The organism is Streptomyces sp. SID14515, assembly GCF_010548505.1.
Taxonomy (GTDB): Bacteria; Actinomycetota; Actinomycetes; order Streptomycetales; family Streptomycetaceae; genus Streptomyces; species Streptomyces caviscabies.
The window spans coordinates 1-23,380 of record NZ_JAAGMH010000039.1 but is presented as its reverse complement, the minus strand read 5'-3'; the positions used below and the strand labels follow the sequence as shown (position 1 = coordinate 23,380).

Genomic DNA, 23,380 nt, shown 5'->3' with positions numbered 1-23,380 from the left:
TGGGCCTTCGGGTGCCGGGGCGCCCCGCGGCCCGTCTCCCAGCCGCGGGAGACGGACCCGGCGCCGGGGCGAGCCGTCCGACCAGGAGTGACAGCACTCCCGCGGCTCCTGCGGCACCACGGCCGGCGGCGGTGAACCGCCCGGACGGCTCCCCGGCCGTCCCGGCGGCGTCGTGTCCCCGGCCGCACCGCGGACCGGAACCACCGACGGGCGCCGCCCCGCCGCCCCGCCCCGGACGCCGCAGGGACCGGCGCCGGCCGGATCCGTACGGCGTACCGGGGCGGCGCGACGGCGCACCCCGCATCCGGCGGCCGGGCCGCCGGGCGCGGTGACCGCGGCACGCGCCGAGCGGGACCGCCGGGGCAGAAGTGCCCCGTCCGTCCGCGCATCGTTCCGGTCTGTTCTCACACAAGGGGTTCGGCGCCGGTCGGCCGGCGGATTGGTCCCGGGCCCTCATTCACTCGTTCGGAGCAGAGTCGGCGATCGACCAATCCTTTCGGCCACCGGCCACGAATGGGAGGTAGAGGAGCGCTTCAGCAGCGCTCCGACCAGTGCGGAAGGACCGGAGGGAGCCGGCATGGCAGGGGAACGACGGCGGACGGCCGTGGTGGGGTCCGGAGTGGCGGGACTGACCGCCGCCCACGTTCTCCGGGACGCTCATGAGGTGACGCTGTACGAAGCGGACGACCGCGTCGGAGGCCACGCCCACACACACGACCTGGGCGCGTCCGACGGCCGGGTACACCGCGTCGACTCCGGGTTCATCGTGCACAACCGGCGGACGTACCCCCAGCTGCTGCGGCTCTTCGACGAACTCGGGGTCGCCACCCAGGAGTCCGAGATGTCGATGTCCGTACGGTGCGAGGGGTGCGGACTGGAGTACGCGGGGGCCCGCGGGCCCGCCGGGCTCTTCGCCCAGCCGCGCTCCGCCGTGCGCGGCCCCTACCTGCGGATGCTCGCCGAGGTGCCGCGCTTCCACCGTGCGGCCCGGGCCCTGCTGGCGCTGCCGGAGAGCGGCGCGAGCGGGATGACGCTGGGCGAGTTCGCCCGGCGCGGGCGGTTCTCGCCGTACTTCCACGCCCACTTCCTCACCCCCATGGTCTCCGCCGTCTGGTCCTGCGACCCGGTCACCGCCCTGCGCTACCCGGCCCGCTATCTGTTCCGCTTCCTCGATCACCACGGCATGCTCACCATCGGGGGCTCGCCGGCCTGGCGCACCGTCACCGGCGGTTCGCGCAGCTACGTCGACCGCGTCGTCAAGCAGCTCGCCGCCGTGCACACAGCGACCCCGGTGCGCGCCATCACCCGGCACGCGGACGGCGTCGAGGTCACCACCGAGGACGGCGCCACCACCCCGTACGACTCCGTCGTCATCGCCACCCACCCCGACCAGGCGCTGCGGCTGCTCGCCGACCCGACCGACGCCGAGCGCGGCACGCTCGGCGCGTTCCGCTACTCCCGCAACCCGACCCTGCTGCACACGGACACCGCCCTGCTGCCGCGCGCCCGGGGCGCCAGGGCCTCCTGGAACTACCTGATGCCCTCGTGCGCCGCCGACGCCGACCGCGTCACCGTCAGCTACGACATGAACCGGCTCCAGCGGCTCGACGCCCCGGACACCTTCGTCGTCACGCTGAACGGGGCCGACCGGGTCGACCCGGAGAGCGTTCGCGCCCGCATGGTCTACGAGCATCCCGTCTACACCCCGGAGTCGGTCGAGGCCCAGAGCCGGCTGCCCGCCCTGTCCGGTCCCGTCACCGCCTACGCGGGGGCCTACCACGGCTGGGGATTCCACGAGGACGGCTGCCGTTCGGGGGTCGAGGCCGCGGCGGCCCTGGGGGTGGCCTGGTGAGCGCCCTCTACCCGTGCACCATCACGCACGTACGGACCCGGCCGACGAGGTACGCGTTCCGGCACCGTACGTACCTGTGGCTGATCGACCCCGACCGGCCGCCCCGGCTGCCGCGTGCCCTGCGGCCGCTCGCCCGGTTCGACGCCCGCGACCACTTCGGCGGCACCGCGCCCACCATCCGGGCCGGTCTTGAGCGCTTCCTGCGGGCCCAGGGCGTGGAACTGGGCGACGACGGCACCGTCACCATGCTCACCCAGGCCCGGGTCCTCGGATACGTCTTCAACCCGATCACCGTCTACTGGTGCCACCGCGCCGACGGCAGCCCGCTCTGCGTCGTCGCCGAGGTGCACAACACGTACGGCGGACGGCACGGCTATCTGCTGCGGCCGGACGGGAACGACCGTGCGCTGACCGGCAAGGAGTTCTACGTATCGCCGTTCTTTCCCGTGGACGGCGGCTACCGGATGCGGCTGCCCGAGCCCGGCGCCCGTCTCGACCTGAGCGTCCATCTGGAGCGCGACGGGGGGCGCCCGTTCACCGCGACCGTACGCGGAGGGCGCCGACCGGCCACGCCTCGCGAGCTGGTCCGCCTCGCCCTGCGCCACCCCCTCTCCACCGTCCTCGTCTCCGCCGCGATCCGCCTGCACGGCATCCGGCTCTACGCGCGCGGGCTCCCCGTGCAACCCCGTCCCCCGCACCGCCCACAGGAAGGCATGCAGTGACCGCTCCCACCTCTGCGCCGCCGGCAGAACACACCCCCGGGACCGACCCGGAACGCTGGCCCGACATCGTCACCCTGCCCCGGGTCTCCCGCGCCCGGACCGCCGTCGCCGAACGCATCGTCCGCCGCGCGCTCGCCCGGCTTCCGCTGCGCGCCCGGCTCGCGGGCCGGGGCGACATCGGCCTCGGCGGGCCGCTCATGGACATCCGCGACCCCGACGCCTTCTTCCGGCGGATCGGCGCGAGCGGACTCATCGGCTTCGGCGAGTCGTACATGGCGGGGGAGTGGGACGCGCCGGACCTCGTCGGGGTGCTGACCGTGCTCGCCGACAACGCGGCCGACCTCGTCCCCCGGCCGCTGCAACGCCTGCGCTCCATCTGGGCGCTGCGCAGGCCCGCCGCGCAGCTGAACACCCCCGAAGGCTCCCGCGACAACATCAGCCACCACTACGACCTGTCCAACGAGCTCTTCGCCCTCTTCCTCGACGAGACGCTCTCCTACTCCTCCGCCGTCTTCCGCGGCTTCCCCGCCGAGCACGACCTGCTGCCCGCCGCCCAGCACCGCAAGATCGACCGGCTGCTGGACGCCGCCGGCGTCGGCGAGGGCACCCGCCTCCTGGAGATCGGCACCGGCTGGGGCGAACTGGCCATCCGCGCGGCCGCCCGCGGCGCCCGGGTCACCACCGTCACCCTCTCCGCCGAACAGCGCGAGCTGGCCCGCACCCGCATCCGCGAGGCCGGATGCGCGGACCGCGTCGAGGTACGGCTGAGCGACTACCGCCAGGTCACCGGCGACTACGACGCCATCGTCAGCGTCGAGATGGTCGAGGCGGTCGGCGAGGAGTTCTGGCCGGTCTACTTCGAGACCCTGGACCGGCTGCTCGCCACCGGCGGCCGGATCGCCCTCCAGGCCATCACCATGCCCGACGACCGGCTGCGCGCCAGCCGCTCCACGTACACCTGGATCCAGAAGTACATCTTCCCCGGCGGACTGCTGCCCTCCACCGAGGCCGTGGAGCGGATCACCACCGAGCACACCCGGCTGCGCACCACCCGGCGCATCCGCTTCGGCGCGCACTACGCCGAGACGCTCCGGCTGTGGCGGGAGAGGTTCACCGAACGGTCCGCCGAGGTCGACGCCCTCGGCTTCGACGCCGTCTTCCGCCGGATGTGGACCTTCTATCTCGCCTACTCCGAAGCGGGCTTCCGCTCCGGCTATCTCGATGTGCAGCAACTGCTGCTGACCCGCGAGGAGACCGCGTGACCACCTCCGCCACCAGGCCCCCCGTCCGGCGCACCCCGACCGGGGCCGCCCAGCGCGTCGAACCGCTGATCGAGCGGTTCCTCGGCGGCGCACTGCCGGTCCGGGTACGGATGTGGGACGGCAGCGAGACCGGACCCCGCGACGCCCCCACCGTCCATGTGCGGACCCGCAGAGCCTTGCGCCGACTGCTGTGGGAGCCGGGCGAACTCGGCCTCGCCGAGGCCTACATCACCGGCGACATCGACCTGGACGCCGACCTCGGCGACGGCCTGCGCGCCATGCGCCGCGCCGTGCGCGAACGCGGTCTCACCGCGCCCGCGCCCGCCCTCGCCGACCGTGTCAAGGCGGCGGGCCTCGCCCTGCGCCTCGGCGTGGTCGGCCTCCGCCCGCCGGTCCCGGCCGCCCGCGCCGGACTGCGCGGAACCCCGCACAGCAAGGCCCGCGACCGGGCGGCGATCAGCCACCACTACGACCTGTCCAACGCCTTCTACGGGCTGCTCCTCGACGCGACGATGGCGTACTCCTGCGGCTACTGGACCAGCGACGCACCCGACTACGGACCGGCCGACGCCCAGCGCGACAAGCTGGAGCTGATCTGCCGCAAGCTCGGACTGCGGCCCGGCGCACGGCTGCTGGACATCGGCTGCGGCTGGGGTTCGCTGACCCTGTACGCGGCCGAGCGCCACGGCGTCCACGTCACCGCCGTCACCCTCGCCGCCGAACAGGCCGCCCACGTACGGGAACAGGTCGCGGCACGCGGGCTCGGCGACCTCGTCGAGGTGCTGAACATCGACTACCGGGACATCGCGGATCGGCCCGGGACCCGGGGCGCGTACGACGCGGTGTCCACCATCGAGATGGGCGAGCACGTCGGAGACGCGGAGTACCCGGCGTTCACCGCGATCCTGCACGACGTGCTCCGGCCGCGCGGGCGGGCCATGGTCCAGCAGATGTCCCGGGGGACGAGCGCCCCGGGCGGCGGCGCGTTCATCGAGTCGTACATCGCCCCCGACATGCACATGCGGCCGCTCGGCGAGACCGTCGCCCTGCTGGAGGGCGCCGGTCTCGAAGTGCGGGACGTCGAGTCGCTGCGCGAGCACTACGTGTGGACGGTGGAGGCCTGGCGGCGGACGCTGGAGGAGCGCTGGGCGGAGTTCGTCGCCATGGTCGGGGAGGAGACCGCGCGGGTGTGGCGGCTCTATCTCGTCGGCGGCGCGCTCGCGTTCGAGGAACGGCGGATGGGTGTCGACCAGATCCTCTCCGTACGGCCCGACCCGGTCGGCTCCGCCGCGATGCCGGCCACCCGGCGGGACTGGTACGCGCCGGAGCACCCGGGAGCGGACCGGTGAGCGGCTTCGCCTGGGCCGCGTTCGCGAACGGGCTCGCGGGCGCGGCCGTCGCCGCCCTCGGCGTCATGCTCGTCACCTTCGCCGTCGCCCTGAACAAGGGCCTGCACCGGATCGTCGACATCGCCTGGGGCCTCGGCTTCGCCGTCGTCGCCCTGGTCTCCTACGCCCTCTCGGCGGGCGTCGGCGACGACGGCCGCCGGCTCCTGGTCACCGCGCTGACGGTGATCTGGGGGGTCCGCCTCGCCGTCCACATCGGGCGGCGGGGCCGGGGCCACGGCGAGGACCCGCGCTACGCGAAGATGCTGGCCAAGGCACCCGGCAATCCGAACCTCTACGCCCTGCGCAAGGTGTATCTGCTCCAGGGCGCGCTGGTCTGGCTGGTCTCGCTGCCGGTGCAGGCCGCGCAGTACGTGACCGGGCCGCTGGCCTGGTGGGCCTGGGCGGGGGTGCTCCTGTGGGCGGTCGGCCTCGCCTTCGAGGCGATCGGCGACGCCCAGCTCGCGCGGTTCAAATCCGCCCCCGCCAACAAGGGCAAGATCATGGACCGGGGGCTGTGGTCCTGGACCCGCCATCCGAACTACTTCGGCGACTTCTGCGTCTGGTGGGGCCTCTTCCTCCTCGTCTGCCAGGCCCCGGCCGCCGCTGCCGCCACCGTCGTCGCCCCGCTGGTGATGACCTTCCTGCTGACCAAGGGCAGCGGCGCGGCCCTGCTGGAGCGCCATATGGCCGACCGGCCCGGCTTCGACGCGTACGTGGCGCGGACGAGCGGCTTCTTTCCCCGGCCGCCGCGCCGGTCCTGAGCACCTGGAAGGGCCCGTTCCGAGCAGCTGCCGGAACGGGCCCTTCCAGGTACGCGTACGGTCAGTCCAGGCCGCGGGCGCGTTCGAAGCGGGACCGCGCCTCGGCCAGGTCCACCACCGGCTCCGGGTAGTCCAGACCGGCCCGGTCCAGGCCCTCCAGCTTCCAGGGCTCGTGGATCGCGGGCCCCTCCACCTCCGCCAGCTCCGGCACCCAGCGGCGTACGTAGTCGCCGCGCGGATCGAAGCGTTTGCCCTGGATCACCGGGTTGAGCACCCGGTTGGGCCGGGTGTCCGTGCCGGTGCCCGCCACCCACTGCCAGTTGAGCTGGTTGTTCGCCATATCGCCGTCGACCAGCAGGTCCAGGAAGTGCCGGGCGCCCACCCGCCAATCCACGTACAGCGTCTTGGTGAGGAAGCTCGCGGCCAGCATCCGGCCCCGGTTGTGCATCCAGCCCTCGTGCGCGAGCTGCCGCATCGCCGCGTCCACCAGCGGATAGCCCGTCCGCCCGGTCCGCCAGGCGTCGATCTCGTCCTCGTCGGAGCGCCAGCGGTCCCGGCGCGGCCGGTAGTCGGACCAGGAGGCGTCCGGGCGGGCCGCGAGGACCTGGTGGTGGAAGTCGCGCCAGGCCAGCTGCCGCACGAACGCCTCGCCGCCGGGCCCGCCCTTCTCCCGCGCCCGGTGGACCAGTTCGGCGGCGGAGACCGTACCGAAGTGCAGGTGGGGGGAGAGGCGCGATGTCGCGTCGCCGGCCAGATCGTCGTGGCCGTCCTCGTAGTCGGCCATCGGCCCGTTCAGCCAGGACGTCACGAGCTTGCGGCCCGCGTCCTCGCCGCCCCGGGCCAGACCGGGGGAGAGGTTCTTGATCGTGTCGCGTTCCGGGAGCGGGTCGCTCGTCACGTCGTCCGCCACCCGGACCGTACGCGGAGCGGCCAGTGTGCCCCGTACCCCCGCCGCCTCCCAACGGCGGAAGTACGGGGTGAACACCGCGAAGTGGTCCTTGCCGCCCGTCGGGACCACCCGGCCCGGAGCGAGCGCGGTGACCACCGCGTCATGGATGCGCAGCTCGCGGCCGGTGCCCGCCAGGGCCTCCCGGATCCGCTCCTCGCGCCGCGCCGCGTACCGGCTGACCCCGGCGGCGATGTGCACGGAGCCCGCCCCGGTCCGCTCGACGACCCGTTTCACCTCCTGGGCCGTCTCGCCCTGACGGACGATCAGCCGGCCGCCCCGTTTGCGAAGTCCGGCGTCCAGAGCGGCCAGGGCGTCGGCGAGGAACGCCAGCCGGTTGGGCGCGTCGAACCCGGTGCGGTGGACGGCGTCGTCCCGCACGAACAGCGGGACGACCTCGTCCGCGTCGCGCAGGGCGGCATGCAGCACCGGGTTGTCGTGCAGACGCAGATCGGAGGTGAACAGCACCACCGCGACACTCATGGAAAGCGTGCTCCTTGCGTTGTTCGTGGCCGAGCGGTCGAGCGGGTCAGGCGGTCAGGCGGTCGGGAAGTCCATCACCGCCACCGGCGAGGAGGTCGGCTCGGCGGACCCGCCGGCGGGCTCGACCGTGATGCCCATCCCGGACGCCCGGTCCACCGGCCCGTCCAGCAGGACCGCGTCGTCGCTCGCCGTCGGATCCATCAGTCCGGCCGAGCGCATCGTGCCCTCGTCGTTGAACCAGAGCTGGTAGACCTTGCCGCTCGGCGGCCGTTCCATGCCCGAGGCCAGGAACACCGCACGGTTCTGGCTCTGCGAGACGACGACGGTGCCGTGCGCGCCGCCGGTCAGCTCGCCCGACGAGGTCTTCGCGTCCGGGGCCGAGAGGACCTGCGCCAGCTGCTCGTTCTGCCGCTGCGCCTGGTTCGCCTCCTGCCGCGCGTCCTGCGCCAGCTGGTTCTGCCAGACCGCGACCCCGCCGAACGCGGCGGCCGCCGCGATACAGGCCGCGAGCGCGTAGGCGTACCACCGTCCGGTGCGTCCGCCCCCGCCGGTCCGCCCGCGTCTGCCGTGCGTCGCCGGAGTCTCCTGCCGTACGGTCGTGATCTCCCGCAGCACCCTCTCGCGCAGCTCGCGTGGCGGGGTCTCGGCGACGGCGAGGCCGAGCCGGGCGGCGGTGGCCGACAGCTCCCGCACCTCCTGGGCGCACGCCTCGCAGTCCTCCAGATGCCGTTCGAACGCCTGCCGTTCGGAATCCGGCAGCGCGTGCAGGGCGTAGGCCCCGGTCAGCGTGTGCAGCTCGGCCGTGCTCATGCGCTCACCCCCAGGCAGTCGCGCAGCCGGATGAGGCCGTCGCGGAGCCGTGTCTTGATGGTGCCCAGCGGAACGGCGAGGAGTTCGGAGACCTCACGGTAGGTCAGGCCCCGGTAGTAGGCCAGAGTCACCGACTCCCGCTGCAGCTCGGACAGGGTGCGCATACAGCGCCGTACCTGCTCCCGCTCCAGCCGGGTCTCGACCTGCTCGGCCACCTCGTCGAAGGCCGGCGTCCGGTCGAGCAGCGCCGCCTTGTGCTCGCGAGCGGCGGCGGACTCGGCCGAGCGGACCCGGTCGACGGCCCGATGGTGGGCCAGCGTCAGCACCCAGTTCATCGCGCTGCCCCGGGAGGCCTGGAAGCGGGGCGCGGTCCGCCACACCTCCACCAGCACCTCCTGAGCCACCTCCTCCGACTGGGCCGGATCGCGGAGCACGCTGCGCACCAGGCCGAGCACAGGCCCGCTCACCGCGTCGTACACCGCAGCGAACGCGTCCTGGTCGCCCCGCGCGACCCGCACCAGGAGCTCCTGGAGATCGGGACCGGGCGAGGGCACCCCACTGATGTGTACGGCTTCCTTCACGCGGGTTCCTCCCGGGGCGATCGTCGGTTCCGGCATTGATTCGGAGCGGACGGCCGTACGGATTGGTCGGATGCGCGCGATCTTTCCAGACCCGGCCCCGGGAGGAGGCGCGACTCAGCCGACGGGTGTCCCGCGCCGCCGCAGCCGGACGGCCCGGACGGCGAGGAACACCAGCAGCCCGAACGGCGACAGCAGGATCGTCAGGACCAGCAACGGCCCCATCAGCCACGGCGAGAGCCCCAGCTTCCGGCTCTGGAGGTACATCCACTGCCCCAGCAGGAGATCCCAGGCGATCACCTGCGCCCAGATGGCCCCAGCACCGCCGGCCAGCGCCGTCAGATCACGGAAGGTGTCGATGTCCGGGCTGCTCACCGCCGTCCAGAGTTCCGGGAACACCGGCACGGCCAGGACGACGTAGACGGCGAGCACCGGCAGCACGGTCAGCGGCGAGGCGACGACGCGGGCGGTGCCGGACCAGGTCGGGGCGAAGATCATCAGCAGCCAGAAGGGCGCGGCCAGATAGAACGTGATCTCGAAGAGTGCGCCGGTCATGCGACGGGCTCCTTGTCGTCGGTGGCGGTACGGACCGGGTGTTCGCCGGTGGCCGGTCGCAGCGCGGCCCAGGTGCCGGCCGCCACCGCCGCGAGGACCGCTCCGGCGGCGAGCAGCGTGGCACCGTCCGGACGGATCAGCGGCTGGCCCCGGAGCGCCTGCCAGGTGATGAGCGCGACGAGCGCCGCGTAGCCGGCCACGGCGACCCGTACGAGGCGCAGCCGCACCCCGGCGTCGCGCAGCGGAGCGAAGCGGGGCGCGAGCAGGACCAGCACGATCAGCAGGAGCGGTATCAGCTGGAGGGCGTGCATGCCCACGAAGTGCGGGGCCCGGAGATCGCCGCCGGTCGTCGACCAGCCGGTCAGGGCCATGGACGGGCCGCCGTCCGGTACGCCCACCGCGTGCGCGCCGACGATGCCCGCGGTGTCGAGGTTCCCGGCCGCCCGCTGCCCCTCGCTCGGCATGGCCATCAGGAATCCGAGGGCCGCGCCGGCCAGGGCGATCAGCAGGCCGCCCTGGACGGCCAGGGCCTCCGCTCGGTCGGCGATGCGGGTGCGCAGCAGCAGGACGGCTATCACCAGGGTGGCCGCCCACAGGGCGACGACCGTCATGCCCATCGCGTCCCACAGAGCCGAGTCGAAGGCGGTCGCGGTGTTGAAGTGGCTGCGCTTCCCGCGCACCACCTGCACGGTGATGATCACCATCTCGACCAGACTCGTCAGCACCACGACGTGCCCCGCCCACCGGCCGATCCGCCGCCCGCGCGTGAGGAGCGTCAGCATCCAGGCCAGCGTCAGGCAGTACGCGGCGAAGGACACGGCGAACTTGAACGGCTTCGCCCAGATCGGCGCGCCCACCAGGACCCGGTCGTCGACCACGAGGCCGACGGCGCAGACGACGGCGAAGGCGGCCATCGCGGCGGAGAACACGACCAATGGACGATGCCAGGAACGTAACGGGCGAAGCCAGGAACGCCATGACGACATGAGAGACCCCCTGTGACGACGATGATTTTGTTATGGATAGCCGCGCTGTCCGCTATCCGATAGGTGGACTATCTATGATGGGGGCGGTTTCTGGCAAGGGCGGAAGGACGAACACGCGGTGCGCATCGGTGAGTTGAGTCGCAGGTCCGGGGTTCCGGTACCGACGATCAAGTACTACCTACGTGAAGGGCTGCTGTCCGCAGGGGAGTTGACCAGTCCGAACCAGGCGCATTACGGCTCCGGGCACGAGCGCAGACTCCGTTTGATCCGGGCGCTGCTGGACGTCGGCGGCCTCTCGCTCGCCGCCATCGGCGAGGTCCTGGGGGCCATGGACGACCCCGAGCAGCCGGTGCACAAGGTGCTCGGCGTCGCGGCGGACGGCATCACGCCGACCGGCGAGGAGAAGGCGGGGCCCGAACTGGAGGAGGCGCGCGAGGAGGTGGCCGAACTGCTGCGGCGGCGCGACTGGCAGGCCGACGAGCGGAGCCCCGCCGCCGAATCGCTGGCGGAGGTGCTGGCCGCGCTGCGCAGGGCCGGGCACGGCGGGTACATCGATCTGCTGGACGTCTACGCGGATGCCGCCGAGCCGATCGCCCACGCCGACCTCGACTACGTACAGCAGCGGGTGGCCCGCGAGGACCTGGTCGAGAGCGTCATCGTGGGGACCGTCCTCGGCGAGGCGATGTTCGGCGCGCTGCGGAGGCTGGCGCACATCGATGTGTCGTTCCGGCGCTTCGAGTCGCCGGAGCGCCTCTCGGGCGACCGTGCTGCTCCGTCGGCTCCGTCGGCTCCGTCGGTTTCTTCGGTTCCTTCGGTTCCTTCGGCTCCGGAGGAAGGCGCTCCTCCGGAGGGAGGCGTTCCTCCCGAGGGCTGAGGCCGACGCGCGGACCCCGCCCGCCGCGGTGTGCGGCGGACGGGGTCCGGTGGTTCTGCTCGCCGGGCGGTCGCTCCAGGTGCGGCCGCCCGGCGGGGCGGGGCCTACGCGGCGGTCGTCCCGCTCTCCTGCTCGCGCTCCACCTGCTCGTTCCACTCGCGCTTCACGGCGCGCCAGGCGTCGTCGTTCTGGCCGAGACGCCAGTAACCCGAGATCGACAGCTGCGACAGCGGGATCTCCCGCTCCACGCGCAGATACCGGCGGATCTCCTTCACGAAGCCCGCCTCCCCGTGCACGAAGGCCTGGACCTCGCCCTCGGGGAAGTCCAGCCCCTTCACGGCGGCCGTCAGCAGCTCGCCGACCGGCCGGTCGCCGCGGTGCAGCCAGGTCACGGCCACCCCGTCGGGCGTCACGATCTTCTGCTCCTCGGAGGCGTCCGGCACCTCGACGAAGGCGTGCACGACCGCGCCCGACGGCATCTGCTCCAGCGCCGCCGCGACAGCCGGCAGCGCGCTCTCGTCGCCGACCAGCAGATGCCAGTCCGCCGAGGCGTCCGGTCCGTAACCGCCGCCGGGGCCGAGGAAGGTCACCTGCTCGCCGACCTGCGCCCGCTGGGCCCACGGCCCCGCGAGGCCCTCGTCGCCGTGCACGACGAAGTCGACGGCCATCTCCCGGGCGACCGGGTCCCACGAACGCACCGTGTACGTACGGGTGGTGGGCCACAGTTCGCGTGGGTAGGACTCCCGGATGGCGGCCATGTCGAACGGGTGCGCGTAGTCCGCGCCCTCCGGCGCGAAGCACAGTTTGATGTAGTGGTCGGTGAAGCCGGAGAGGGTGAAGTCCGCGAGCCCTTCGCCGCCGAGGACCACCCGCACCATGTGCGGGGTGATCTGTTCGGTGCGCACGACCTGCGCCCCCTGGGCCTTGGGTCCCTGCCGGGCCGGCCGCTCTGCCACGAGGTACTCCCTGGTTCGAAGACTTAGGTATACCTAAGTTAACACTTCGTCCGGCGCCTCAGTGCTGAAGGACGGTCAGCAGTCGCTGAAGCGCTCCGCCCAGCCCCCACTGCTCCGCCAGCGCCTCCAGCGCGGCCGGGTCGTGCGGCTCGCGCGGCAGCGTCGCGTCGAAGTCCGGCAGCGGTACGTCCCCGGCCACCCGGACCACCTTCGGCGCGACGGCCACATAGGCGCGCGACTCGTCCAGCCGCTTGCGCTGCGACGGGGTCAGCTTCGCCTTCGGGTCGTCCACCGCCGCCATGATCCCGTCGAGATCGCCGTACGCGTCCAGCAGCTTCGCCGCCGTCTTCTCGCCGATGCCGGGGACGCCCGGGAGTCCGTCGCTCGGGTCGCCCCGGAGCAGCGCCAGATCGACGTAGCCCGCGCCGTCCACGCCGTACTTCTCGCGCAGCCACGCCTCGTCGGTCACCTGGAGCGTGCCGACGCCCTTGAGCGGGTAGAGCACGCGCACCTGGCGGGCGTCGTCGACCAGCTGATACAGATCGCGGTCGCCGGTGACGATGTCCACCGGGCCCTTCGCGCGAGCCGTGAGCGTGCCGATGATGTCGTCCGCCTCGTACGGCGTGACGCCGACCCGGGCGATGCCGAGCGCCGCCAGCACGTCCTCGATGATCGGGACCTGCGGGGAGAGGGTGTCGGGGATCTCCTCCTCGTCCGTCTGCCCGGCGGGCGTCTCCTCGGCGACCCGGTGCGCCTTGTACGTCGGGATCAGGTCGACCCGCCACTGCGGACGCCAGTCGTTGTCCCAGCAGGCGACCAGCTCGTCCGGCCGGTGGTCGAGCACGAGGCGGCCGATGAAGTCGAGGAGACCGCGCACGGCGTTCACGGGCGTCCCGTCCGGCGCGCGCACCGAGTCGGGCACGCCGAAGTAGGCGCGGAAGTACAGGGAGGCGGTGTCGAGGAGCATCAGGCGTCGCGTCACAGACCCGATGATGCCCCACCGCGCCGACAGTCGCTCCGGGTAACCGCTTGCTTCCGCTCCGCCGCAGGTCAGTGACCTGGGTCACGGTCGCGTTTGGGTTGTGTAAGTGCGGGCAGGCGCGCCACCGGAGCGGACCACGTCGCATTTTCAACTAGTGCATGTGCCATGCGGACAGAGCCCGCACTGCTCCACGGTCTGCCGGAGGGGGTGGTAGACCGTTTTTCGGTTCAACGCGTGAGGTGTATGTGTCCAGGCTGCAAGCCGAGCACTTGTACAAAGTCTTCGGCAGACGACCCGATGAAGCCGTGCGGAAGCTCGAGAGCGGATCCGACCGCGACGAGCTGCGCGCCGACGGAACGACCGCCGCGGTGATCGACGCCTCGTTCACCGTGGAGCCGGGTCAGATCTTCGTCGTCATGGGGTTGTCCGGCTCGGGCAAGTCCACCCTGCTGCGCATGCTGAACGGTCTGCTGGAGCCGACCGCGGGCCGCGTGCTGTTCGACGGCCAGGACCTCACCGCCCTGAGCCCCCGCGACCTGCGGCACCTCCGCTCCACCAAGATCAGCATGGTGTTCCAGCACTTCGCGCTCTTCCCCCACCGGAGCGTCCTGGAGAACGCCGCGTACGGCCTGGAGGTCCAGGGCGTCTCGCGTGAGGAGCGCGAGGTGCGCGCCGCCGAGGCGCTGCGGCTCACCGGCCTCGAAGGCTGGGAGAAGTCCTGGCCCGACGAGCTGTCCGGCGGTATGCAGCAGCGCGTGGGCCTCGCCCGCGCCCTGGCCACCGACGCCGACCTGCTGCTCATGGACGAGTCCTTCAGCGCGCTCGACCCGCTGATCCGCCGTGACATGCAGGACCAGCTCCTGGAGCTCCAGAAGCGGCTGAAGAAGACCATCGTCTTCATCACCCACGACCTCAACGAGGCCATGCGCCTGGGCGACCGGATCGCCGTGATGCGCGACGGCGAGATCGTCCAGCTCGGCACCGCCGAGGACATCCTCGTCACCCCGGCCAACGACTACGTCGCCTCCTTCACCCAGGACGTCGACCGCTCCCGGGTGCTCACCGCGGGCGCGATCATGGCCGAGCCGCACACCGTGATGGGCGGCAAGGCCGCGGACGGCAAGGAACTGCGCACCCCGCAGGACGTGCTCGCCGCCGCCCCCGCCACGGTCTCCGAGGACACGCCGATCATCGACCTGTTCACGCCCTGCTCGCAGAGCACGAACCCGGTCGCCGTGACCGACGCCAAGGGCAAGCTCGTCGGCGTCGTGCCCAGCTCCCGGCTGCTCGCCGTCCTCGGCGAGCCGATGACCCCGGCCGAGGCCCCCCGCGACACCGAGTCCGCGGCCGCGGCCGGCGTGAAGAAGGTGGCCAGTGTTTAGGCTCCCCCTCGGCGAATGGGTCGACTCCGCGGTCGACTGGCTGCAGACCCACCTCGCCTGGCTCTTCGACGCCATCAGCTCCCTGGTCAGCGGCATGTTCGACGGCATAGCCGCCGTCCTGTCCGCCCCCGCGCCGCTGCTCTTCGCGGGCATCGTCGCCGTCATCGCCTGGTGGCTGCGCGGCCTGCCCGCGGCCCTGCTCACCTTCGTCGGGTTCGCCCTCATCGACTCCGTCGAGCTGTGGGACGAGGCGATGGACACCCTCACCCTGGTGCTCGTCGCGACGCTCGTCACCCTGGTCATCGCCGTACCGCTGGGCATCTGGGCCTCCAGGTCCAGGACCGTCAGCGCGATCACCCGGCCGGTGCTGGACTTCATGCAGACCATGCCCGCCATGGTCTACCTGATCCCCGGCGTCATCTTCTTCGGCGTCGGCGTGGTCCCCGGCATCATCGCCACCATCATCTTCGCGCTGCCCCCGGGCGTCCGGATGACCGAACTCGGCATCCGCCAGGTCGACGGCGAACTCGTCGAGGCGGCCGAGGCCTTCGGCACCACCTCCCGCAACACCCTGCTGCGCGTCCAGCTGCCGCTCGCCCTGCCCACGATCATGGCCGGAATCAACCAGGTCATCATGCTCGGCCTCTCCATGGTCGTCATCGCGGGCATGGTCGGCGGCGGCGGCCTCGGCGGCTCCGTCTACCGCGCCATCGGCAACGTCGACGTCGGCCTCGGCTTCGAGGCGGGCATCTCCATCGTCATCCTCGCCATGTACCTGGACCGGATGACCGGCGCGCTGGGCACCGAGGTCTCCCCGCTGGGCCGCCGCGCGGTCGCCAAGGCCCAGGCCATGGCCGAGGGCTGGAAGATCTGGACCTACCGCCCGCAGCCCCGCATCGCGGCCGTCGGCATCATCGTCCTCGCGCTCGTCGCGGGCAGCATGAGCCTCTTCGGCGGCTCCAAGGACGACACCGCCGGCAAGAGCGCGCAGATCGGCGACGGCAAGAAGATCAGCATCGGCTACATCCCGTGGGACGAGGGCATCGCCTCCACCTTCCTCTGGAAGGAGATGCTGGAGCGGCGCGGCTTCGAGGTCGACGTCAAGCAGTACGAGGCCGGCGCGCTGTACACCGGTATGGCCAACGGGCAGATCGACTTCCAGACCGACTCCTGGCTGCCGGTCACCCACGCCAGCTACTGGAAGAAGTACCAGGACGACCTGGAGGACATGGGCTCCTGGTTCGGCCCCACCTCGCTGGAGCTGGCCGTTCCGTCCTACATGAAGGACGTCACATCCATGGAGGACCTGAAGGGCCGGGCCTCCGAGTTCAAGGGCCGCATCGTCGGCATCGAGCCGAGCGCCGGTGAGACCGCGCTGCTCAAGGACAAGCTCCTGCCGGGCTACGGCCTCGACAAGGAGTACAAGCTCATCGACGGCTCCACGCCGTCCATGCTGGCCGAGCTGAAGCGCGCGTACGCCAAGAAGGAACCGATCGTCGTTCCGCTCTGGTCGCCGCACTGGGCGTACAACCAGTACGACCTCACCAAGCTCAAGGACCCGAAGGGTCTGTGGGGCAAGGGCGACGGCATCCACACCCTGGCGCGCAAGGGCTTCTCCCAGGAGAACCCCGAGGTCGGCAAGTGGCTGAAGAACTTCAAGATGACCGAGGACCAGCTCACCAGCCTGGAAGCTGAGATCCAGAAGTCCGGCTCGGGCAAGGAGCAGGAAGCCGTCCGCACCTGGCTGAAGGCCAACCCGGGCGTCGCCGACAAGTGGGCCCCGGCCCCGAAGGACGCCAAGGCCGCGGGCGGCAAGGACGAGCGTGACCGCGCTCTGGAGGTCGCCTGGTTCCCCTGGGAGGAGGACATCGCCGCCACGTACCTGTGGAAGGCGGTCCTGGAGGAGCGCGGCTACAAGATCAACCTCAAGCAGTTCGAGGTCGGCCCGATGTACGCCGCGATGTCGCGCGGCCAGATCGACGTGCAGTTCGACGGCTGGCTGCCGTACACCCAGAAGAATTACTGGGACAAGTACGGCGACAAGCTGACGGACGTCGGCTCCTGGTACGGGCCCACCTCCATCGAGGTGGCCGTCCCCGACTACGTCAAGGACGTCAAGACCCTCGACGACCTCAAGGGCAAGGGCTCCGACTTCAAGGGCCGGATCGTCGGCATCGAGCCCGGCACCGCCACCATGGAGAACCTCAAGACGAACGTCCTGCCGCAGTACGGGCTGGACAAGGAGTACGAGGTACTCGACTCCTCCACGCCCGGCATGCTCGCCGAGCTGAAGCGCGCGTATGCCAAGAAGGAGCCCATCGCGGTCCTGCTGTGGACCCCGCACTGGGCGTACAACGAGTACGGCATGACCAAGCTGAAGGACCCGAAGAAGGCGTTCGGCGACGGCGACCGGCTGCACACCATCGCCTCCAAGGAGTTCCCGAAGCAGTACCCGCAGCTCACGAAGTGGTTCAAGGACTTCAAGCTCACCGAGAAGCAGCTCGGCGGACTGGAGAACGAGATCCAGAAGCGCGGCGCGGGTCACGAGGAGGAAGCCGTGAAGGCCTGGATGGACGACAACCCGGGCATCGCGGACACCATGGCACCCCAGTAGGGGCTCCACGGGCACGAAAGCACAGGTCGAAAGGGGTGGCCCCCGCCGTCGGGCGGGGCCACCCCTTCCGGCTGCCCGGAGGTCGTTTACCGGACGTCGTGCGCAACCATGTGCGTAAGGTGCTGGCAACCGGGAGGATGGCGGGGGCGGGAGGGAGCTGGGACATGGACGACAAGGACACACCGCGGGTGGGCGCCGCCGTCCGCCGACGGCGCAGAACCCTCGGCCTCACGTTGGCCGCGGTCGCCGAGCGCAGCGGGCTCTCCGTGCCCTTCCTCAGCCAGATCGAGAACGAGCGCGCCCGCCCCAGCGCCCGTTCCCTCGACCGGGTCGCCGAAGCGCTGGAGACCACGACCAAGAAGCTCCACGCCGCCGCCGACTCCGCGCGCGCCGTGGACGTCGTCCGGGCCGAGGAGGGCGAGGGCGTCCGCCGGCTGGTGCGCGGCCGGCATCAGCTCAGCGCCCTGGAGTTCACCGGCGAGCCGGACCTCGGGCGCGAGTTCCAGCACCGCAACGACGAACTGATGTACGTCGTCGCGGGCGCGGTCGACGTCGAGGCCGAGGGCCAGGTGCATCGCCTGGAGAGCGGCGACGCCCTGTTCCTCTCCGGCGGGGTTCGCCACCGCTGGCGGGCCACCGTGCCCGGCACCCGGCTGCTGGTCGTCTCGGTGGCCGAACACATCGACGCCACCTTCGACTCGCGCCGCTGAACGCCTGGAGTGCCCGTGCGCGTCGTCTCCCTGGTCCCCTCGCTCACCGAGGCCGTCGCCCGCACCGCACCCGGGCTGCTCGTCGGCGTCACCGACTGGTGCACCCACCCGGCGGGCCTCGCCGCCGCCCGGATCGGCGGCACCAAGAACCCGGACGTGGCCGCGATCACCGCCCTCGCCCCCGACCTCGTGATCGCCAACGAGGAGGAGAACCGCACCCCCGACCTCGACGCGCTCCGGGCCGCCGGCATCGACGTCCTGGTCACCGAGGTCCGCACCCTGGAGCAGGCCTTCGCCGAGCTGCACCGCGTCCTCGTCGACGGCTGCGGGCTCGCCCGGCCCCGCTGGCTGGAGGAGGCCGAGGCCGCCTGGGCCGCCCTGCCCGCACCCTCCGGGAGCCCGCGCCCCGCCGCCGTACCGATCTGGCGCCGGCCCTGGATGGTGCTGGGCCACGACACCTTCGCCGGCGACCTCCTCGCCCGCCTCGGCGTCCGCAACGTCTACGCGGACCACGCCGAGCGCTACCCGCGCATCCCGCTCGACGAGCTGAACGCCTCCGGGGCCGAGCTGATCGTGCTGCCCGACGAGCCCTACCGCTTCACCGCGGACGACGGGCCCGAGGCATTCCCCGCTCTGCCCGCCGCACTCGTCGACGGGCGACTGCTCACCTGGTACGGGCCGTCGCTGACCGAGGCGGCACGGGCGCTGCCGTCAGCGCTCCGCTGAAAACCCCGCGCGCCGTCCGCGTCCCGGCCGCCGCCCACGCCACCACCAGGAACACGTACAGCGCCACCGCAAGCCAGGTCAGCGCGTCCAGACCGGTGTGCCGCGCCAGACCCGCCGCGCCCGTCACACACGTACCGACGGGGAAGGTGAACGCCCACCACGTCATCGCGAACCCCATGCCGTTCCGTGCGGCCCGCACCACCATCGCGGTCGCCAGGGCCAGCCACAGCAGCGCGAAACCCATCACCGGCACCCCGTACAGCACGGCGAACGCGCCGAACGCGGAGGCATAAGGGGCCCCGACCGCACCCGGGGCCGCGTCGGCCAGCTGGTTCACGGCGGTCGTCGACTGCCCGAGCGGCCCCAGCACCAGAAACAGCGTCGGGGTCAGCGCGAGCGGCAGCGGGCCGTGGTGGACCAGCCGGGAGAAGACCAGCGGCAGCACCACCAGCGTGGCCAGCAACGACAGGCCGAACATCGCGTAGCAGGCCAGCAGCAGCGCCTCACGCCCCTGCCCGGCCGGTACATGCGGCACCAGCAGCGCGCCCTGCGAGGCCGACACCATCGGCGCGACCAGCGGCAGCAGCCACACGGGCGACGCGGTCCCGGGCGCGGGCCGGTGGCGTACGACCATCAGATACGGCACCACGACGGCGGCCACCAGACCGATCGCCGTACCCGACACGAACAGCACCACGTCGACCGCGAGGGCCGCCCGCACGCCCACCACGTCCGCGCCCACCGTCAGGGTGGCCCCGCCGACGGCCATCAGCGCCATCGACAGACAGCCGTAGAACGGGGCGATCGCCGGGTCCAGCAGATGGGCGCGCGCCTGGTCGCGGTGGCAGAGCCAGTGCCCGGCCCGCGCGGCGAGCACGGCCAGGAGCAGCACGGCCGACAGCGCCCACACGACGGTGCACGCGGCGCGCAGACCCGGAACGTCCACCGGCAGCGCCACGCCGGCGCTCGCGACGATCGCGGTGCCCATGACGCTCGCGTACCAGTTCGGGCCGATGTGCCGCAGGGACGGCAGCCGCTGTACGCCCGGCCGGTCGTCCGCCCTCCGCGCGGGAAGGACGACGGGAGAGGGCGGTGCGGCGGTCCGGGTCTGCGGAAAGATGGCCATGCCACGATTCTTCGCCGCCGGGCCCCCGCCCACCAGGGACCCCGTTCCTATGAGGTCATAAGCTGGCTTGATGACCGGCGATGACGCACACGCACCCCACATCCCGCTCTCCCACCGGGTACCCGACCTCGGGGCGCTGGAACTGCTGCTCGCCGTCGCCCGGCACGGCAGCCTCGGGCGGGCCGCCAAGGACGTCGGCATCACCCAGCCCGCCGCCTCCAGCCGCGTCCGGTCCATGGAACGGCAGCTCGGCGTCGCCCTGCTGGACCGCTCGCCGCGCGGCTCCCGGCTCACCGACGCGGGCGCGCTGGTCACCGACTGGGCGCGCCGCGTCGTCGAGGCGGCCGAGGCCTTCGACGCGGGCACCCAGGCGCTGCGCGACCGCCGCGACTCCCGGCTGCGGGTCGCCGCCAGCATGACGATCGCCGAATACCTGCTGCCGGGCTGGCTGATCGCCCTGCGCGGCGAGCGCCCGGACACCGCGGTCTCGCTGCTCGTCGGCAACTCCGCCGCAGTCGCCCGCCGCCTGGTCACCGGCGAGGCGGACCTCGGCTTCGTCGAGGGCCTGTCGATACCGGAGGGCCTCGACGGCACCGTCATCGCCCACGACCGCCTCGTCGTCGTGGTCGCCCCCAGCCACCCCTGGGCCCGCCGCCGCACGCCGCTGCTGCCCGGCGAACTCGCCGCCACCCCGCTGATCCTGCGCGAACACGGCTCGGGCACCCGCCAGGTCCTGGACGCCGCGCTCGCCGTGCACGGCGGACTGGCCCAGCCTCTGCTGGAACTCTCCTCCACCACGGCGGTCAAGGGCGCGGCGGAGAGCGGCGCGGGCCCCTGTGTCCTGAGCGAACTCGCCCTCGGCGAGGAGCTGTCCTCCCGCCGCCTCGTCAAGGTGCCCGTCGCGGGCGTACGGCTGCGCCGCCAGCTGCGCGCCGTCTGGCCCGGCGGCCACCGCCCCACCGGCCCCGCCCGGGATCTGCTGTCCCTGACCGGCCGGGACGCCTGACCAGGAGAAGGCCGGGAACCCCCGCGGCCGTGTCGGAGCCGGACCCTAGAGTGTGGGCATGAGCTACGCGACGCCGCCCGGCTGGTATCCGGACACGGGCGCCCCCGGCACCGAGCGCTGGTGGGACGGCACGGCCTGGACCGCGCACACCCGCCCGCTCGCCGCCGCCCCCGCCGCCCCGGAAGGCTTCGGCCCGCCGTCGCTCCCGCTCCCGCACCAGCGCGACCCGCACCACGGATCCGGCGGCGGCAGCCGTACGAAGATCCTGGCGATCACGCTCTCCGGCGTGCTGGTCCTCGGCGCGGCCGTCACCGGCGCGATCCTGCTGGGCCGCGACGACAGCGGTACGCCCGCGGCCCCGACGACGAGCACCTCGGCCCCGGCCCCCGTCACCAGCCCCACCGCCACCGCCACCACCTCCGCCGAGCCCGAGCCGGACGCGGACCCGACCGTCCTCGTCGACCAGCTCAACGGGGTCACACTGCCGGTGCCCGAGGGCTGGGAGAAGCCGGACAACACCACCGACGACGTCCCCACCATCCGCACCGAGCAGTCCTACGACTGCCCCGGAGCCGCCTCGTTCTGCTACCACGGCACGGTCACCACCCACACGGCCCGGGGCGCGGAGACCGACCCCAAGGCCCTGGCCGAGGCCGACATCGTCACCGCGGCCGACAAGGCGTACGAGGAGGACGCCCTCGGCCGCCGCCTCCACGGCGGCATCACGTCCCACAAGGTGCTCAGGGCGCAGGAACTGACCGTCGCCGGACGCACCGGCTATCTGGTGCGCTGGCAGGTCGCCACCGGCAAGGGGCCCGGCGGGTACGTGCAGTCCGTCGTCTTCCCCTCCTCGGTGGGCGCCGGGATCCCGGTGATCGTCCGATACGCTTTCGACGCCGGCGTCGACGACCTGCCGCTCTCCCTGATGGACACGATCACCAAGGGCATCCGCCCGCTCGGCGACAGCGCGACGAGCGGCGGCGTGGGCGCGTCCATCGGCCCCTGACCGGTGCCCGGACCACCGCGGGCGCGGTCGGTCAGAGGAAGGTCCGCCCCTCGCCCCGGTACGTCGGAACGCTCGCCGTGACCCGGTCGCCCTCGATCAGGTGCAGCGAGTCGAAGCGCTCGCACAGCTCCCCGGCCTTGGCGTGCCGGAACCAGACCTTGTCGCCGATCAGCAGGTCGTCGGCGGGGGAGCCCAGCAGCGGCGTCTGCACCTCGCCCGCGCCCTCCTGCGCGTCGTAGCGCAGCCCCTCCGGCAGATACGGCACCGGCGAGCGGTCCGCACCGGCCGCGCCGGAGGCCGGATAGCCGCCCCCGAGCACCGTCACCACGCCCACGCCGGGCCGACGCACCACGGGCTGCGCGAACAGGGCGGCCGGGCGGCCGGTGAACGACGTGTAGTTGTCGAACAGCCGCGGCACGTACAGCCCCGAACCGGCCGCGATCTCCGTCACCGCGGCCTCGGCGGCCGTGTGCTGCACGCTGCCGGTGCCGCCGCCGTTCACGAACTCCAGGTCCGGCACGACCGCCCGGACCGCCCGCACGACCTCGGCCCGGCGCACCGCCAGCTCCTTGCGGGCGGCCGACTGCATCAGCCGGATCGCCCGGGACCGCAGCGGCCGCCCCGCGACCGCGTCCCCGACCCCGGCGACATGGCCCTCGTACGCCATCAGCCCCACCAGCCGGAAGCCCGGCCTGCGCGCTACCGAGCGGGCCAGCTCGGCGAGTTGCGCGGGGGAGCGCAGAGGTGAGCGCAGCGCCCCGATCCGCACCCGGCCGCCCAGCATCCGCAGCGAGGTGTCCAGCTCCAGGCAGACCCGGATCTCCTCCTGCCCACCCGCCCGGGAGGCGTCGATCAGCTCCAGCTGCGCGTGGTCGTCGACCATCACGGTCACGGCCCCGGCCAGCTTCGGATCGGCGGCCAGCTCGGCGAACGCGCCCCGGTCGGCCGACGGATAGGCGAGCAGCACGTCGTCGAACCCGGCCCGGGCCAGCCACAGCGACTCCGCCAGCGTGTACGACATGATCCCGGCGAACCCGGGCCGTGCGAGCACCCGCTCCAGCAGCGACCGGCACCGCACGGACTTACTGGCCACCCGGACCGGCTTTCCGCCCGCCCGCCGCACCAGATCGTCGGCGTTGGCGTCGAACGCGTCCAGATCGACGATCGCGATCGGGGCGTCGAGATGGGCGGTGGCCCGGTTGTACCGGGTCCGGTCAGCGGCACGGGCAGTCATGGCCGCAGCTTGCCAGAGAGCCGCTACGGCTGGGTAGGGGGACGATCAGGACAGATCCTCCGCCGACCGGGGCATCCCGTTCCCCGCCGCCCGTCCGCAGCCCGTAGAGTGACGTGCACGCGAGCACCAACGGGCCTGTCAGCGGCGGTGATCCGTGGTCGGTACGAGGACGTGTGAGCAGGGGGCCGGATGAGTACCGAAGCGCAGCCCGCCCCTGTGCCGCCCCGCCCGACGGCCCCTCCCACGCCCCTTCCGGCGGCCTCCGTTCCCGCACCCGCGGCCCCCGCTTCGGCACCTCCGGCGCAGCATGCGTCAGCACCGTCAGCACCGGCCTCCGCACCTCCGGCGCGCGCTTCGGCACCGGCGGCGCCCGCCTCTGCGCCTCCGGCCCCCACGACCGCGCCCCCGGCCGGCCCGGCGG

21 protein-coding genes are annotated in these 23,380 nt (G+C 72.6%); 12 read left to right on the top strand and 9 right to left on the bottom strand.

Features of this window, described 5'->3' with window-relative positions:
• The first annotated feature begins 577 nt into the window (after positions 1-577).
• From G3I54_RS07315 to G3I54_RS07295, 5 genes are read left to right on the top strand one after another with little or no spacing between them, the layout of a single operon-like run.
• The gene (locus G3I54_RS07315) at positions 578-1,852 is read left to right on the top strand and encodes an FAD-dependent oxidoreductase (protein WP_164612281.1); all 1,275 of its coding nucleotides are present in this window, start codon (positions 578-580) and stop codon (positions 1,850-1,852) included.
• Complete coding sequence (locus G3I54_RS07310) at positions 1,849-2,574, top strand: DUF1365 domain-containing protein (protein WP_343240283.1); 726 nt, start codon at positions 1,849-1,851, stop codon at positions 2,572-2,574. The genes G3I54_RS07315 and G3I54_RS07310 overlap by 4 nt, the downstream gene beginning before the upstream one ends.
• The gene (locus G3I54_RS07305) at positions 2,571-3,836 is read left to right on the top strand and encodes a cyclopropane-fatty-acyl-phospholipid synthase family protein (RefSeq protein WP_164612278.1); all 1,266 of its coding nucleotides are present in this window, start codon (positions 2,571-2,573) and stop codon (positions 3,834-3,836) included. The genes G3I54_RS07310 and G3I54_RS07305 overlap by 4 nt, the downstream gene beginning before the upstream one ends.
• On the top strand, positions 3,833-5,185 hold the full coding sequence (locus G3I54_RS07300) for a cyclopropane-fatty-acyl-phospholipid synthase family protein (RefSeq protein ID WP_164612276.1): 1,353 nt from the start codon (positions 3,833-3,835) through the stop codon (positions 5,183-5,185). The genes G3I54_RS07305 and G3I54_RS07300 overlap by 4 nt, the downstream gene beginning before the upstream one ends.
• Positions 5,182-5,985 (top strand): DUF1295 domain-containing protein, encoded by an 804-nt coding sequence (locus tag G3I54_RS07295; protein WP_164612275.1) that lies wholly within the window; start codon positions 5,182-5,184, stop codon positions 5,983-5,985. Before G3I54_RS07300 ends, G3I54_RS07295 begins: the two co-directional genes overlap by 4 nt.
• Before the next feature lie 61 nt (positions 5,986-6,046).
• Here G3I54_RS07295 and G3I54_RS07290 read toward each other — a convergent pair whose 3' ends face one another.
• The 5 genes from G3I54_RS07290 to G3I54_RS07270 form a co-directional block, all read right to left on the bottom strand.
• The gene (locus tag G3I54_RS07290; protein ID WP_164612273.1) at positions 6,047-7,414 is read right to left on the bottom strand and encodes a deoxyribodipyrimidine photo-lyase; all 1,368 of its coding nucleotides are present in this window, start codon (positions 7,412-7,414) and stop codon (positions 6,047-6,049) included.
• 54 nt (positions 7,415-7,468) lie between these two features.
• Positions 7,469-8,224 carry an anti-sigma factor gene (locus G3I54_RS07285; protein WP_164612271.1) on the bottom strand — a complete coding sequence of 252 codons (756 nt, stop codon included), beginning with the start codon at positions 8,222-8,224 and terminating at the stop codon, positions 7,469-7,471.
• On the bottom strand, positions 8,221-8,805 hold the full coding sequence (locus G3I54_RS07280; RefSeq protein ID WP_086779546.1) for a sigma-70 family RNA polymerase sigma factor: 585 nt from the start codon (positions 8,803-8,805) through the stop codon (positions 8,221-8,223). Before G3I54_RS07280 ends, G3I54_RS07285 begins: the two co-directional genes overlap by 4 nt.
• A gap of 114 nt (positions 8,806-8,919) precedes the next feature.
• Entirely contained in the window at positions 8,920-9,357 is a 438-nt protein-coding gene (locus G3I54_RS07275; RefSeq protein WP_164612270.1) for an ABA4-like family protein, read from the bottom strand.
• A complete protein-coding gene (locus G3I54_RS07270; RefSeq protein WP_164612283.1) occupies positions 9,354-10,271 on the bottom strand; it encodes a hypothetical protein in 918 nt (305 codons plus the stop codon). The genes G3I54_RS07275 and G3I54_RS07270 overlap by 4 nt, the downstream gene beginning before the upstream one ends.
• A 190-nt stretch (positions 10,272-10,461) precedes the next feature.
• Here G3I54_RS07270 and G3I54_RS07265 point away from each other — a divergent pair, with 190 nt between their 5' ends.
• Positions 10,462-11,217 (top strand): MerR family transcriptional regulator, encoded by a 756-nt coding sequence (locus G3I54_RS07265; protein WP_343240282.1) that lies wholly within the window; start codon positions 10,462-10,464, stop codon positions 11,215-11,217.
• 104 nt (positions 11,218-11,321) lie between these two features.
• Here the strand turns inward: G3I54_RS07265 and G3I54_RS07260 are convergent, their stop codons facing one another.
• Both G3I54_RS07260 and G3I54_RS07255 read right to left on the bottom strand, forming a co-directional pair.
• Positions 11,322-12,173: a siderophore-interacting protein gene (locus tag G3I54_RS07260; protein ID WP_164612268.1), complete on the bottom strand. Its 852-nt coding sequence runs from the start codon at positions 12,171-12,173 to the stop codon at positions 11,322-11,324.
• A 58-nt stretch (positions 12,174-12,231) separates the two neighbouring features.
• A complete protein-coding gene (locus G3I54_RS07255; protein WP_098026198.1) occupies positions 12,232-13,140 on the bottom strand; it encodes a 5'-3' exonuclease in 909 nt (302 codons plus the stop codon).
• A gap of 320 nt (positions 13,141-13,460) precedes the next feature.
• Here G3I54_RS07255 and G3I54_RS07250 point away from each other — a divergent pair, with 320 nt between their 5' ends.
• The 4 genes from G3I54_RS07250 (at position 13,461) to G3I54_RS07235 (ending at position 18,587) form a co-directional block, all read left to right on the top strand.
• Positions 13,461-14,537, top strand: a complete 1,077-nt coding sequence (locus tag G3I54_RS07250; RefSeq protein WP_164612265.1) for a glycine betaine/L-proline ABC transporter ATP-binding protein — start codon at positions 13,461-13,463, stop codon at positions 14,535-14,537.
• Positions 14,530-17,151 carry an ABC transporter permease/substrate binding protein gene (locus tag G3I54_RS07245; protein ID WP_164612263.1) on the top strand — a complete coding sequence of 874 codons (2,622 nt, stop codon included), beginning with the start codon at positions 14,530-14,532 and terminating at the stop codon, positions 17,149-17,151. The genes G3I54_RS07250 and G3I54_RS07245 overlap by 8 nt, the downstream gene beginning before the upstream one ends.
• 164 nt (positions 17,152-17,315) lie before the next feature.
• Positions 17,316-17,861, top strand: coding sequence for a helix-turn-helix domain-containing protein (locus tag G3I54_RS07240; protein WP_164612260.1), 546 nt, complete (start codon positions 17,316-17,318; stop codon positions 17,859-17,861).
• A gap of 15 nt (positions 17,862-17,876) precedes the next feature.
• Complete coding sequence (locus G3I54_RS07235; RefSeq protein WP_164612258.1) at positions 17,877-18,587, top strand: helical backbone metal receptor; 711 nt, start codon at positions 17,877-17,879, stop codon at positions 18,585-18,587.
• Here the strand turns inward: G3I54_RS07235 and G3I54_RS07230 are convergent.
• The gene (locus G3I54_RS07230; protein WP_164612256.1) at positions 18,526-19,713 is read right to left on the bottom strand and encodes a TDT family transporter; all 1,188 of its coding nucleotides are present in this window, start codon (positions 19,711-19,713) and stop codon (positions 18,526-18,528) included. The two genes, G3I54_RS07235 and G3I54_RS07230, sit on opposite strands and share 62 nt — an antisense overlap.
• A 70-nt stretch (positions 19,714-19,783) precedes the next feature.
• On the opposite strand from G3I54_RS07230, the gene G3I54_RS07225 reads away from it, so the two are divergent.
• Both G3I54_RS07225 and G3I54_RS07220 read left to right on the top strand, forming a co-directional pair.
• Positions 19,784-20,719, top strand: coding sequence for a LysR family transcriptional regulator (locus G3I54_RS07225; protein ID WP_164612254.1), 936 nt, complete (start codon positions 19,784-19,786; stop codon positions 20,717-20,719).
• 58 nt (positions 20,720-20,777) lie between these two features.
• Entirely contained in the window at positions 20,778-21,725 is a 948-nt protein-coding gene (locus tag G3I54_RS07220) for a DUF2510 domain-containing protein (RefSeq protein ID WP_164612252.1), read from the top strand.
• Between the two features lie 31 nt (positions 21,726-21,756).
• Here the strand turns inward: G3I54_RS07220 and G3I54_RS07215 are convergent, their stop codons facing one another.
• Positions 21,757-22,959: an amino acid deaminase/aldolase gene (locus G3I54_RS07215; RefSeq protein ID WP_164612250.1), complete on the bottom strand. Its 1,203-nt coding sequence runs from the start codon at positions 22,957-22,959 to the stop codon at positions 21,757-21,759.
• Between the last annotated feature and the right edge of the window lie 421 nt (positions 22,960-23,380).